Origin of the sequence: Streptomyces mobaraensis (assembly GCF_020099395.1) — a bacterium.
Classification (GTDB): domain Bacteria; phylum Actinomycetota; class Actinomycetes; order Streptomycetales; family Streptomycetaceae; genus Streptomyces.
Genome location: NZ_CP083590.1, coordinates 264,889 through 277,100 on the forward strand (window position 1 = coordinate 264,889; position 12,212 = coordinate 277,100).

Genomic DNA, 12,212 nt, shown 5'->3' on the forward strand with positions numbered 1-12,212 from the left:
CGTACGGGAGACGACTGCTGCTCGATGGCGCACACGGGGGATCTCATGAGGAATCAGGACACTGCCGTGGTCCGGAGGGGCGGAGCGGTGATCGTCGCCCACCGCTCCCTGCGGCGGCCGCTGGAGGGGTACGGCGGGAGGACGACCGACGCCTCCCTGTGCTGGCGGTACGTGGACGACGTCGGCGCCGCCGTCCGGGGCTGTGAGGGGGCGTTCGCGGCCCTGCCCGCGTTCACCCCGCAGCACGCGGCGGTGCTGGCCCGGCTCTCCGCGGCGGACCCCGTCGCCGGGATCGTCGGGGTCGTCGCGGACGCGGTGGGCACCCAGACCCACCTGGCGATCCAGAGCGGCGCCAACTGGGTGCTCAACCTCCTGGTGCAGCCCTCCGAGTCCTTCCGCGTCCTGCGGGGACTGCTGCTCCAGCACGCCGCGGCCGTCGGCGTCCCGGCCGCCGCCCGGCCCGCGCCGGGATCCGCCGGTTCCGGCGGCGGGGACGCGCCGGTGAGCGCGCTCTCCGACGAGGAACGGGCGCTGCTGGGCATGCTCCGCGAGCGGGTCCCGGTCGGGGAGATGGCCCGCCGCTTCTACTGCTCCGAGCGGTCGATGTACCGGCGGATACGGCGCGTGTACGAGGTGCTGGGCGTCGCCAACCGCAAGGAGCTGTGGACCCGGATGCCGTACGGGATCTCCTGAACCGGTACGGCGCGCGCCCCGCCCGGACGGCGACCGGGTGTACGGCGGCCGGGCGCCCGGCCGCCGTACACCCGGTCGCCGTACACCCGGAAAATGGCAGGCCCTTTCCCGGTCCGCGCGGGATGGCAGGCGCTCCTGCCAGATTCCCGCCACCCCGGCCGGGGGCACCGGGCATTCCCTTGTCAGGACCGGCCCCGCCGCCCACCATGAATTCCGTCCGCGGGTGCCGGACCGTGGCGGCCGGCCGATTTCCCGGCATACGCCCGGAGTTGCCCGCCGGTTTCCGCCGCCGGCCTCTGCCCGCTTCCGCCGGGAAGGAACGCGGAGACCCCGCCCGCACATCACGTCCCAGACACCGCCGTCCGCCGCCGGTTCTCCGGGCGGCGGACCGCGCGACCCGAACAGGGAGGAGCGTCGATGACCCTCGCGACCGGTGAGCCGCACTGTATGGATTTACGGAATGCCGTCCGGAACGACCCTTTTCCGGATGCCGCCGGGAAGGTCGCCCGCGACCGCCTCCTGGCCGAGCTGTCCTCCGCGGTCTTCGCCTCGCTGCCCCGGGCGGACCAGCGCCGCAAAGGGGTGATGTACCTGCGGGGGCTGCTGGGGGCGCCGGGGCGGAAGTCGGTGCGCAACATCGCGGCGTTCCTCGGGGAGCAGGTCAACGACCAGGGGCTGCACCACTTCGTCAACGACTCCACGTGGGCGTGGGAGCCGATGCGCGAGGCCCTGGGCCGCTGCCTGGCGCGGCACGCGGCGCCGCAGGCGTGCGTGCTCCAGCCGATGACGATACCCAAGTCCGGCACCCACTCCGTCGGGGTGGGCCGGACGTACTCGTGGGAGAGCGGCAAGGCCGTGACCGCCCAGCAGGTGGTCGGGGTGTGGACGGCGTCCGCGGCCGCGACCGTGCCGGTGAACTGGCGGCTGCACCTGCCGCCCCGCCGGCCCGGTGAGGACGGGGAGGCGGCACCGTACGGGGAGGGGCCGCTCCGGGAGACGCCGGAGCTCTCGGTGGTCCGGGCGTACCGCGACACCGTCGCGCGCCACCGGCTGCCCCCGGGCCCGGTGGTGCTCAACGGCGAACGGCTCGACGGCGTCGCGGTGACGGCGAGGCTGCGCGCGGCGGGGGCGACGCAGATCTCGCGGATCCGCCAGGACACCTGGCTGCTGCCGGCCGATCCCGCGCTGCCCGGCTGGGCGGACACCCCGTTGCCGGCCCGCCGGATCGCCCGGCTGACGCGCGTCGGGCGGCACGGCATGACCCTGGTGACCACCGGCGGCCCGGACATGGCCGAGCTCGTGGCCACCGTGCGGGTGCGGCTGCCCGCGCTGCCCGACGCGTCGGGACGCCCGCGCGGCGTCGGGGACTTCGTCCTCTTCTGCACCGGGCCCGCCGGCGCGCAGTGGCCGGCCGAACTGTGGCTCACCGACCTGTCCACCGCCGACCAGGCCGCGCTGCTCCGGCTGGTGTGCCTGGGGCGCGCGGTCGAGACGGCGGGCATGCGCCGCGCCGAGCGGGTCGGCATCCGCGACTTCGTCGGCCGGTCGTTCGCCGGCTGGCACCGCCACGCCACCCTGGTCTCGGTCGCGCACGCCGTCACCGAACTGGCCGAACGCACCGTGCCGGTGGCCTGAGGCCCGGCACGCCGCGCGCCCTCCCGCCCGGTCCGGGGCGGGAGGGCGCGTGGTGACGCGGTGTCAGCGCTTGGGCGGCTTGACCCAGCCCTTCTTCACGAGCTCGTCGCAGTGCCATTTGGCGTACGAGGCGCTCTCGCCCTTCTTCTTCGCGGCGCTGATGCAGTCGGCGTAGGGGAAGGGGGGCTGGTCGGCAGGGACGGCGTGGACGACCGGGACGGCCGGCAGGGCCGGCGCGGCCGCCGTCCGGGCCTGGGCGACGGCCGGCAGGGACAGGGCTCCTCCGATCACGACGACCGCGGCCGATACGACACTCATCCGGTACACAGGCATTCCTCCGCTTTTCGTCTTCCTGAACAGCCTGGACGGGGTGTAACCCGTCACCGCTCAACGAGCCCGGCCGGGCGGGGAAACGCTTCGCCCGGCCGTTCGGGGTTCGAAGAGGGGCCGCCCCGCGGAGGGATCCCGTGCCCGGGCGCTAGCCGGCCAGGGCCCGGTCGGCCACGCGGTCCCGCATGGTGGCGATGACGTCGTCGCGGTCGTACAGGACGCGCCGCCCCTCCTTGCGCCGGCCCCAGCCGTGGGTGCTGGCCAGCCAGTAGACGGTGCCGGAGGCGACACGCCAGCGGACGGAGATCTCCTGGGCGGTGAAGCCCGCGCCCGGGCCGGGGCGTTCGCCGCGCGGGCCCAGGGTGTGCCACACCTCCGGCGACCAGGTGTGGCCGGAGTCGGCGGAGCAGACGATGGCGGCCTCGCCGGCGGCGGTGCGGGTGCCCAGCCGGGCGGCCAGCCGGCCGGGGCACCCCGGCCGGACGCAGGCGCCGACGACGACGTGCCGGTCGCGGTGGCCGGAGAGCGCGGACCAGGCGGCCCGGACCAGCTCGCCGGTCTCGGCGGCGAGGTCGGCGGAGGCCGGGTGGGCCGCCAGCCAGTCGGCGTGCCGGGCGAGGAAGGCGGTCAGCGCGGCGGTGTCGCGGGCCGGGGCGGCGACGCCGCGCTGCTCGCGGACCAGGGCCGCCCACCCGGTCAGCACCGACCGGATGTCGGCCCTGGCGTCCAGGACCCGGGTGTCGAGCGGGATGCCGGGCGAGCCGCGCTCGCTGACCTTTTCGACGGCTCTGCGAGGACGGGTGAGGGCGCCGGCCAGCTCGTCGTACAGCCACCGCAGGACGGCCAGGTCCTTGAGCAGACGGCGGCGGGCCGGGGCGGTGTCGGCCGGGGCCGGGGCGGGTGGCATCGGGGCGTGCGGCATCGGGGCTCCATGGGGGCGGCGCGGGTGGGGTCGTGCGACTGGGCCCGAGCCTGCCGGAGCCGGTTACCGGCCGGGTACCGGTCCGTTCCCGTCCCGTTCCCGCCGTTCCCGGTCCCGGTTCCCGGTCCCGCTCCCCCGCCTGCGGCGCCTCCCGGGGCACCGCCCCGCGGAAGCAGCCCCTCCACGCCAAGGCGGTCTTGACACCGGGTTCATGAACCAAGACGATGCCCACCACACTGGTGCCCCTGCACCCTCCGCACCGGGACGGGGACGGACCGACGCCGCCCGCCCCGGCCGCGCCTTCCCCCGGGCGGCGCGGGGCGGACGTGCCGGGCCGGACCCCGCCGCCCGTTCACCGGCCCCGGGGGCCGCGCCCCGTACCCCCGTTCACACCGGGCACCACTCCCGTACCGCCCCCGCTCGCGGCGACGCCCGCGCCCCGGCCGCGTCCCGAGCCGCGAGCCGTCGTGCCCGCGCGCCCGCCGGCCGCGCGGGCGGGCACCCCGGCGGCCGCCACCGGCCCGTCCCGCCCCGGTCCGCCGGCGCGGTCCGGGCCGGGTGCCGGCCGTCCACGGACTCGAAGGAGACTGACGACGATGGCAGGAGAGGACCGGCGCGGAGCCGAGCACACCATGACCGTGCGGGCTCCCGTCGACCGGGTCTACGGGCTGGTGGCCGCGGCCGAGGACTGGCCGCGGGTCTTCCCGCCGCTGGTGCACGTCGACTGCCTCGAACGGACCGGCCGCCGGGACGTGATCCGGGTGTGGGCGGTCGCCGACGGCGAGCCGCGCGGCTGCGTCTCGCGCCGCGTCCTGGCGCCGGACCGGCGGTGCATCGGCTTCCGGCAGGAGGTGCCGGCGCCGCCGGTGGCCTTCCTCGGCGGCCGGTGGGAGTTCGAACCGGTCTCGGCCCGGGAGTGCCGGGTGCGGCTGTGGCACGAGTACCGGGCCGTCGACGACGATCCGCGGCAGCTCGCCCGGATCGGCCGGACGGTGGTGCGCCGGGCCCGGGCCGAGCTGGAGGCACTGCGCCGCAGCGCCGAACTGGGCGTGCGGGGCAACGAGTTGCTGCTGTCCTTCGAGGACAGCGTCCGCATCGCCGGTTCGGCCGGCGACGTCTACGCCTTCGTCCGCGAGGCGCAGCTGTGGTCGGAGCGGCTGCCGTCGGCCGGCGGCGCGGCGGCGGTGCTGGCCGCGGGGGCGTGGGGGCGGACGCCGTGCGGGCGGGGGCGGGCGGCGGTCGACGGCCGCGACGCGGGGCGGAACGACACGGTCCGGGTGTGCTTCCCGCCGCGGCGCATCGTCTTCAAGCAGACGCGGCTGCCCGCGCTGCTCAGCCTGCACACGGGCAGTTGGCTGTTCACACCGTGCGGGGACGGGGTGACGGCCACCTCCCGGCACACCGTCGCGGTCGATCCGGCGGCCATCGGCGCGGTGCTCGGCGAGGGCGCCGGCGTGGCACAGGCCAAGGACGTCGTCCGCAGTGTGCTGGGCACCGACAGCCGGCTGACGCTGCGCTACGCCAAGGAGTACGCGGAGGCGCGCTGTCTCCGCTGAACGGCCCTCCTGTAGTGGTCAGTTGGGGGAAGGGGCGAAGGGGGCGGCCCGGGGGACGCGGGACTTGGCGATGCCGTCCAGGGCCAGCACCAGTTCGCTGCGCAGGCCGGTGTACCGGGCCAGGCGGCGGGCCTGCTGGTGGTGACGGCGGGCCAGGTCGAGGTCGCCGCGGGCGCGGTGCACCGCGCCCAGGACGTTGTGCACGGTGGCGGCGAGGGCCGGGCGGCGCACGGTGCGCAGCAGTCCCAGGGCGGCGTGGCCGGCGCGCAGGGCCTCGATGTGGCGGCCCTGGCGGCGGTAGACGTCGGCGTAGCGGGCGAGGACGACCGCCTGGCCGTGCGGGGTGACGATGCGGTGGGCGAGCGCGGACGCCTCCGCCAGCCGGCGCAGCGCCGTGTCGAAGGCGCCGGCCGCCGCGTGCGCGGCGGCCTCGCCGGTCAGCCCGGTGATCTCGCCGTGCGCGTCGCCGGCCGTCCTGCTCCCGAGCGTGACCAGGCGGCTGGTCTGCAGCGCCTCGGCGTGCCGGCCCAGGGCGCTCTGCGCGGTGCCGAGGCAGGCGAGGGCGGTGCCCTCCTCGCCGCCGGGGCCGGAGCGGGAGCCGGTGCCGCTGAGCAGGGCGAGAGCGCGGTGCAGGAAGTCGATGGCCTCCTCGTAGCGGCCGAGGGTGGTGGAGAACATGCTGATCCGGCTGAGGCACAGGGCGGTGCCCGGCCCGTCGTCCAGCTCCTCGGCGAGGGCCAGCGCCTCCTGGGCGCTCTCCAGGCCCTCGGCGACGCGGCCGAGGTGCCAGCACGCGGCGGCCAGGTCGGTGAGGGCGGTCAGCCGCCGCTCGTGGTCGCCCAGGCGGCGGGCGGCGGCCGCGGCGACGCCGAGCACCCGGCGTTCGTCCTCGGTGTGGCCGCGCAGCCGGAGGCAGGGGGCCAGCGCGAGGGCCAGCCGGACGGCGTGCCGGTCGAGGCCCCGCTCGTCGGCGAGGGCCAGGGCGGACAGCAGGCCGGGCCGCTCGGCCTGGAACCAGGCCAGGGCGGCGGGTTCGTCGGCGAGCGGCTCGTCGGCCGGGGCGACGGCGGGTACGGGGGGCCGGGCGGGGGCGTCGATCAGTTGGGCGGCACGGGTCGCGGTGCGCAGGTAGTGGTCGAGGAGCCGGTGCACCGCCCGGTGGGCGGTCGCGGGCGGCGGCGCGGCGGGGTGGTGGCGGGCGAGGAGGCGCACCAGTTCGTGGAAGGCGTAGCGGCCCGGGGTGTGCTGGGTGAGCAGGTGGGCGTCGAGGAGGTCCTCCAGCAGCGCCTCGGCGGCGGCCGGGGAGGTGCCGGTGAGGACGGCGGCGGTCCCGGCGTCGAAGTCGGGCCCGGGGTGCAGGCCGAGCAGGTGGAAGAAGCGCTGGTGGGGGGTGGGCAGGGCGGTGCGGGACAGGTCCAGGGCGGTGGCGACCGCGCGGTGTTCGGTGACCAGCCCGGCGAGGCGGGTGGACTCGTCGCGGAGCCGGTCGTTGAGGGCGGCGATCGTCCACTGGGGGCGGTTGCGCAGCCGGCCGGCGGCGACGCGGAGGGCCAGCGGGAGGCGTCCGCACAGGGTCACGAGGTCGGCCGCCGCCTCCGGTTCCGCGCGCGGCCGGTCGCGGCCGAGGAAGGCGCCCAGCAGGCGCAGGGCGTCGCCCGGCGGGGGCAGTTGGAGGCTGAGGTGGACCGCGCCGTCCAGCGCGGAGAGGCGCGGGCGGCCGGTGACGAGCACCAGGCAGCCCGGGGTGCCGGGGATGAGCGGCCGGACCTGTTCGGAGGCGGCGGCGTTGTCGATCAGCAGCAGCAGACGGCGGCCGGCCGTGACCGCCCGCCACAGCTGCTCCCGGTCGGTACGCCCCGGGGGCAGCTGCCGGTCGGGCACGCCGACCGCCCGCAGCAGGACGCCCAGGGCGGTGTGCGGGGTCATGGGGGTGCGGTCGGCGGTGAAACCGTGCAGATCGAGGAAGATCTGCCCGTCCGGGTAGTGCGGGGCGAGGCGGTGGGCGGCGTGGACGGCCAGCGCCGTCTTGCCGACCCCGGCCATGCCGTCGACCGCCAGGACCGGCGTCGGCCGGTCCGGCTCCCGGGTGGCGTGCGCGAGCAGCCGGCGGGTCTCCTCCTCCCTGCCGGTGAAGTCGGGCAGGTCATGAGGCAGGGAACGCGGCGGGACGGGCCCGGGGCAGGGGGCCGGGGGCAGGACGGGCAGGGGGTACGAGCCAGGGGGCGGGACCGCCGCCGGGTCCGGGTGCGGGCCGGAAGTCGGGTACGAGTCCCCCTGCGGGACGGGCGCGGTGTACGCGGCCGGGCACTCGGCCGCGGGGTGCGGGCCCAGGGACGTCAGGGGTGCGGAGTGGGCGGCCGGATACGCGCCCGGCTGTGGGACGGGTGCGGAGTGGGCGGCCGGATACGCGCCCGGCTGTGGGACGGGTGCGGAGTGCGCGGTCGGACGCGGGCCGGGAGTCGGGTACGAGCCCGCCTGCGGGAGAGGCCCGGAGTACGCGTCCGGTCGCGGGTCGGCCGCCGGGTGCGGGCCCAAGGACGGAATCGCCGCCGGGTACGGACCCGGAGGCGGTACTGGCGCGGGGTACGCGTCTGGCCGCGGGCCGGAGGTCGGGTGCGGGTCGAGCGCCCGATACAAGCCGGGGTCCGGCACGGACGCCGCCGGCGCGGGCGCCGGTACGCGTCCGTCCGGGCCTGCGGCCGGTGCCGGCCGGGAGTTGCCGGCGTACGGCGCGGCGCCGCTCCCGGCGCCCGGCGCGTGGCCGGCCCCGGCGTACGGCGCTCGCCCGCCCCCCTCGCCCGGCGCGTGGCCGGCCGAGCCGTGCGGCACGGCGGCGCCCCGGTCGTCCGCGCCGGGGAACTCGCCCGGGCCGGGGGCCCGGTGGGGCTGCTCGGGGAGGGCCGGGGGCGGCGCGGGGCGCCCGCCCCGCGGCGTTCCGCCGTGCAGGGCGGGCTCGTTGCGCAGGATCTGCTCGTAGCGCAGCGTGGCCTCGGGCCCGGGGTCGATGCCGAGCTGCTCGGCGAGCAGGTGGCGGAGCTGGTGGTAGACGCGCAGGGCGTCGGCCTGCCGGCCCGTCCGGCAGAGGGCCACCATCAGCAGGGCGGCCGGTGATTCGCGCAGCGGGTGTTCCGCGACGAGGGAGCGCAGCCCGGCGACCGCCTCCTCCGTGCGGCCCTGTTCCAGGCGCAGTTCCAGCAGGCGTTCGCGTGCGCCGAGTTGGCGGTCCTCCAGCATCGTCGCCGCGGCCGCCAGGAGCGGGCTGCGGCCCTCGGGCAGGGCGCGGCCCCGGTAGAGGGCGAGGGCGTTCTCCAGGGCGGCGGCCTCCTCGTCGGTGTCCGCCGCCGCGCGGGCCCGGGCGAGGGCCTTCTCGAAGCGCAGCAGGTCCAGTTGGCCGCCGTCGACCACCATCCGGTAGCCGGGCCCGTCGGTGAGCAGCAGCAGCCGGCCGTCCGGGATGCGGGCCCGCAGCTCCGCCACGGCCTTGCGCACCTGGTGTTCGGCCGTCGCGGGAGGGGCGTCCTCCCATACGGCGTCGACCAGCCGCGATAAGGACACGACCCGGTTGGCTTCCAGCAGCAGCGCCGCCAGTACGGCACGCGCGCGCGGACCGCCCACCTGCAGGCGGTCGTCCCCGTCCCATACCTCAAGTGTGCCCAGTACGCCGAACCGGACAGCACTCCCCCGTGAGGCCATCATGGTTGATCACTGTACGGGATGAATGTCGCGGTCAGGAGAGAATTTCGGACAGACAATCGACCGTGACGCGCCACCGGGAACGGTGGCCGGGTGGCGTAGGGGCGGTGGAGCGGCCGGCAACGGCCGGGGCTCCCGGGCGAGTTCCTTGACAGCCCCACCACGCGCCAAGAATACTTTCTCATCATCGGTTCTTTGCGCCCTGCGGCAGGGACATCCCCCCGCGGGGCGCGACGCGTACGGCCTCCGGGCCCGCGAGCCGATCCCCACGGCCTCCCCCGGACCGGTTCCGTCCGTCCCGCGCGGCGCCCGGCGTGCCGGGGCGGCCGCCCCTGACGCGCCGTCGGCACCGGGCGTTCCGCCGTGCCGCCGCACTGTCGTTCCATCGTCCCGTTCGACCGACGTCCTTTCGGCGATCCACTGGCGGTTCCCGCCCGCGCGGCGGGAACGGTTGCGAGGAGAGGCTCTATGAAGGCACTGGTCCTCTCGGGCGGGTCGGGAACCCGTCTGAGGCCGTTCAGTCACTCGATGCCCAAGCAGCTCATGCCCATCGCGAACAAGCCCGTGCTCGAGTACGTCCTGGAGAACATCCGCGCGACCGGCGTGCACGACATCGGGATCGTCACCGGCGACCGGGGGGACCAGATCGCCGCCGCCCTCCAGGACGGCTCGCGGCTGGGGGTGCGGATCACGTACCTGCCCCAGGACGCCCCCAGAGGGCTGGCGCACGCCGTGGCCACCGCCCGCGCCTTCCTCGCCGAGGACGACTTCGTGATGTACCTCGGGGACAACATGCTCCCCGCGGGCATCACGGACGCCGCCGCCGGCTTCCGGGCGGGCCGCCCGGCCGCCCAGGTGCTGGTACACAAGGTGTCCGACCCACGGGCCTTCGGCGTCGCGGAGACCGCGCCCGACGGGCGGGTGCTGCGGCTGGTGGAGAAACCGCGGGAGCCGCGCAGCGACCTGGCGCTGATCGGCGTGTACTTCTTCACGCCGGCCGTCCACGACGCGATCGCCACCATCAGGCCCAGCGCGCGCGGGGAGTTGGAGATCACCGACGCCATCCAGGAGCTGGTGACCCGGGGCGCCGCGGTCCGTGCCGTCGAGTACGACGGCTACTGGAAGGACACGGGGGAGGTCGCGGACGTCCTGGACTGCAACCGCGCCGTCCTCGACGGCCTGCGGACCGCGCACCACCCGACGGCGTCCGTGGACGCGGCGAGCGAACTGATCGGACCGGTCGGCCTCGGCCCCGGGGTCCGGCTGGTCCGCTCCCGGGTCCAGGGGCCGGCCGTCATCGGCGCGGGCACCGTCCTGGAGGACAGCCAGGTCGCGCCGTACACCGCCGTCGGCGGCGGCTGCGTCCTGCGCGGCACGCACCTGGGGAACAGCATCGTGCTGGACGGCGCGACGGTCACCGGGATGCGCGGCATCGAGGGCTCGGTGATCGGCCGGGGCGCCACCGTCAGCGCCACGGACCACGGCGACCGGCACCACCGGCTGGTGATCGGCGACCACGCGGGGGTGGAGGTCGCGGCGTGACGGCCGGGCCGCCGCGGCCGGACTCCGGGCGCGCACAGGCGCGTTGAGGGCGGCTCCGGCGCGTCCCCGACGGAACGCTGGCCCCGGCGCGCCCGCCGCGCCTCCCCCAAGGACGCCGCATCTCCCCCGCGGACGCCGTCCCTCCCCCACGGACGGCTCCCCTCCGTCCGGTGGCCGTGAACCGCCGGTGCCCCGCGCCTCGTCCCGGAAGCCGAACGCGCTTCCGCGGGCGCCGGCGCGGCGGCCGGACGGGGTCCCCGGACCACCGCCGTCCCCCTCCCGCACCGTCCCCGTACCGCCCCGACCCGTCCCATCCCCTAAGGAACGCACCCATGGCACAGCCCGACACCCACGGCACCACGCAGCTCCCCGCGGACCCGGCCGTCCCCGCCGGTCCCTCCGGCCCGTCCGGCTCCGGCTCCGGCTCCGGCTCCGGCTCCGGCTCCGTGGAGGAGCGGACGCGGCGGGAGCGGGAGCCGCTGCCCGACCCCGTACCGCTCTACGGCGAGGACTACAAGACCGACCCCTATCCGCTGTACACGCGCCTCCGCGACAAGGGCCCCCTGCACCGGGTCCACTTCCCCAGCGGCGTCCACGCCTGGCTGGTCACCGGCTACGACGCGGCCCAGCAGGCGCTCACCGACGACCGGTTCGGGAAGAACCACGACCTCGGGAACGACGCCTGGCGGTCCAAGGCCGCCATCATGCCGGAGCCGCAGCACTCCCAGCTCCAGGTGCACCTGCTGCACCAGGACCCGCCGAAGCACACCCACATGCGGCGCATGGTCACCGACGCCTTCACGCCCCGCGCCGTCGAACGCCTCCGCCCGCGCATCCAGGAGATCGCCGACGAGCTCCTCGACGCCGCGCTCGCTTCCCGGCCCGGCGACGGCCCGGCGGACGCCGGCGGGCGGGCCTCCTTCGACGCCGTCGAGGGCTTCGCCGCGCACTTCCCCTTCCGCGTCCTGGCCGAGGTCATCGGCCTCCCCGCCGAGCTGGCCGGGGACTTCGACCGCGACTGGGGCAAGGTCGTCCAGCCCGTGGGCCCGAGCGACCCGCAGCGTCCGGTGTACGAGGGGCGGCTGCGCGCCCTGCAGACGTACATCGCGCGCGTCACGGACGCCAAGCGCCGGGAGCCCGGCGACGACCTGCTCACCACCCTGGTGGCCGCGCACGACGCGGGCTCGCTGACCGCCGAGGAGACCGACTCGATCGTCTTCCAGCTGCTGGTCGCCGGGCAGGAACCGGTCACCAACCAGATCACCACCGCCCTCGTGGCCCTGCTCCGCCACCCGGAGCAGCTGGAGCGGCTGCGGACGTCCCTCACCGACGGGGACGGCGACCCCGCCCTGCTCGCCCGCGCCGTCGAGGAACTGCTGCGCTACGACAGCGCCTTCGAGCTCACCACCTGGCGCTTCTTCGCCGAGGACACCTCGTTCCACGGCGAGACCGTGCCCGCCGGGGACTCCGTCATCGTCTCCCTCAGCGCGGCCAACCGGGACCCGAAGCGGTTCGCGGACCCGGACACCCTGGACCTCGACCGCCAGCCCAACCCGCACCTCGCCTTCGGCCACGGCATCCACTTCTGCCCCGGCGCGGCCCTCGCCCGCATCGAGCTGCAGACCGCGCTGCGGACGCTGCTCACCCGTCTCCCCGGCCTCCGGCTGGAGGCCGGCCCCGGCGAACTGCCCTGGGTCCACGCCGTCCTCGCCCGCGGCGTCAACCGGCTGCCGCTCAGCTACACCCCGGAAGGCGGCGAGGAAGACGGCCAGGACGCCGCTCCGCGCTGCCCCTTCCGCCACTGACCACCACGCGTACCACCGCCCGCACCACCACCCACG

The 12,212-nt window shown here is 76.7% G+C and carries 8 protein-coding genes; 5 read left to right on the forward strand and 3 right to left on the reverse strand.

Annotation, left to right across the window (positions count from 1 at the left end; all coding sequences use genetic code 11):
- Window positions 1-45 precede the first annotated feature (45 nt).
- Window positions 46-693, forward strand: coding sequence for a helix-turn-helix transcriptional regulator (locus tag K7I03_RS00840; RefSeq protein ID WP_185945150.1), 648 nt, complete (start codon window positions 46-48; stop codon window positions 691-693).
- 447 nt (window positions 694-1,140) lie between these two features.
- The gene (locus tag K7I03_RS00845) at window positions 1,141-2,328 is read left to right on the forward strand and encodes an IS701 family transposase (RefSeq protein ID WP_185945151.1); all 1,188 of its coding nucleotides are present in this window, start codon (window positions 1,141-1,143) and stop codon (window positions 2,326-2,328) included.
- 63 nt (window positions 2,329-2,391) lie between these two features.
- Here K7I03_RS00845 and K7I03_RS00850 read toward each other — a convergent pair whose 3' ends face one another.
- Both K7I03_RS00850 and K7I03_RS00855 read right to left on the reverse strand, forming a co-directional pair.
- Window positions 2,392-2,646, reverse strand: a complete 255-nt coding sequence (locus K7I03_RS00850; RefSeq protein WP_185945152.1) for a hypothetical protein — start codon at window positions 2,644-2,646, stop codon at window positions 2,392-2,394.
- 160 nt (window positions 2,647-2,806) lie between these two features.
- Window positions 2,807-3,580: a hypothetical protein gene (locus K7I03_RS00855; RefSeq protein ID WP_185945153.1), complete on the reverse strand. Its 774-nt coding sequence runs from the start codon at window positions 3,578-3,580 to the stop codon at window positions 2,807-2,809.
- A 596-nt stretch (window positions 3,581-4,176) separates the two neighbouring features.
- On the opposite strand from K7I03_RS00855, the gene K7I03_RS00860 reads away from it, so the two are divergent.
- Complete coding sequence (locus K7I03_RS00860) at window positions 4,177-5,136, forward strand: aromatase/cyclase (RefSeq protein WP_185945154.1); 960 nt, start codon at window positions 4,177-4,179, stop codon at window positions 5,134-5,136.
- Window positions 5,137-5,154: 18 nt separating this feature from the next.
- Here K7I03_RS00860 and K7I03_RS33705 read toward each other — a convergent pair whose 3' ends face one another.
- Window positions 5,155-8,832, reverse strand: a complete 3,678-nt coding sequence (locus tag K7I03_RS33705; RefSeq protein ID WP_185945155.1) for an AfsR/SARP family transcriptional regulator — start codon at window positions 8,830-8,832, stop codon at window positions 5,155-5,157.
- A gap of 465 nt (window positions 8,833-9,297) precedes the next feature.
- Between K7I03_RS33705 and K7I03_RS00875 the strand changes: the two genes are divergently transcribed.
- Together K7I03_RS00875 and K7I03_RS00880 are read left to right on the forward strand one after the other, a co-directional pair.
- Complete coding sequence (locus K7I03_RS00875) at window positions 9,298-10,371, forward strand: glucose-1-phosphate thymidylyltransferase (protein ID WP_185945156.1); 1,074 nt, start codon at window positions 9,298-9,300, stop codon at window positions 10,369-10,371.
- A gap of 332 nt (window positions 10,372-10,703) precedes the next feature.
- The gene (locus tag K7I03_RS00880; RefSeq protein WP_224346799.1) at window positions 10,704-12,176 is read left to right on the forward strand and encodes a cytochrome P450 family protein; all 1,473 of its coding nucleotides are present in this window, start codon (window positions 10,704-10,706) and stop codon (window positions 12,174-12,176) included.
- Window positions 12,177-12,212: the final 36 nt, after the last annotated feature.

Excerpts from the sequence above, each read along its gene's own strand:
- K7I03_RS00840 (WP_185945150.1), top strand. The coding sequence starts at position 46 with ATGAGGAATCAGGACACTGCCGTGGTCCGGAGGGGCGGAGCGGTGATC.
- K7I03_RS00845 (WP_185945151.1), top strand. The coding sequence starts at position 1,141 with ATGGATTTACGGAATGCCGTCCGGAACGACCCTTTTCCGGATGCCGCC.
- K7I03_RS00850 (WP_185945152.1), bottom strand. The coding sequence starts at position 2,646 with ATGAGTGTCGTATCGGCCGCGGTCGTCGTGATCGGAGGAGCCCTGTCC.
- K7I03_RS00855 (WP_185945153.1), bottom strand. The coding sequence starts at position 3,580 with ATGCCGCACGCCCCGATGCCACCCGCCCCGGCCCCGGCCGACACCGCC.
- K7I03_RS00860 (WP_185945154.1), top strand. The coding sequence starts at position 4,177 with ATGGCAGGAGAGGACCGGCGCGGAGCCGAGCACACCATGACCGTGCGG.
- K7I03_RS33705 (WP_185945155.1), bottom strand. The coding sequence starts at position 8,832 with ATGATGGCCTCACGGGGGAGTGCTGTCCGGTTCGGCGTACTGGGCACA.
- K7I03_RS00875 (WP_185945156.1), top strand. The coding sequence starts at position 9,298 with ATGAAGGCACTGGTCCTCTCGGGCGGGTCGGGAACCCGTCTGAGGCCG.
- K7I03_RS00880 (WP_224346799.1), top strand. The coding sequence starts at position 10,704 with ATGGCACAGCCCGACACCCACGGCACCACGCAGCTCCCCGCGGACCCG.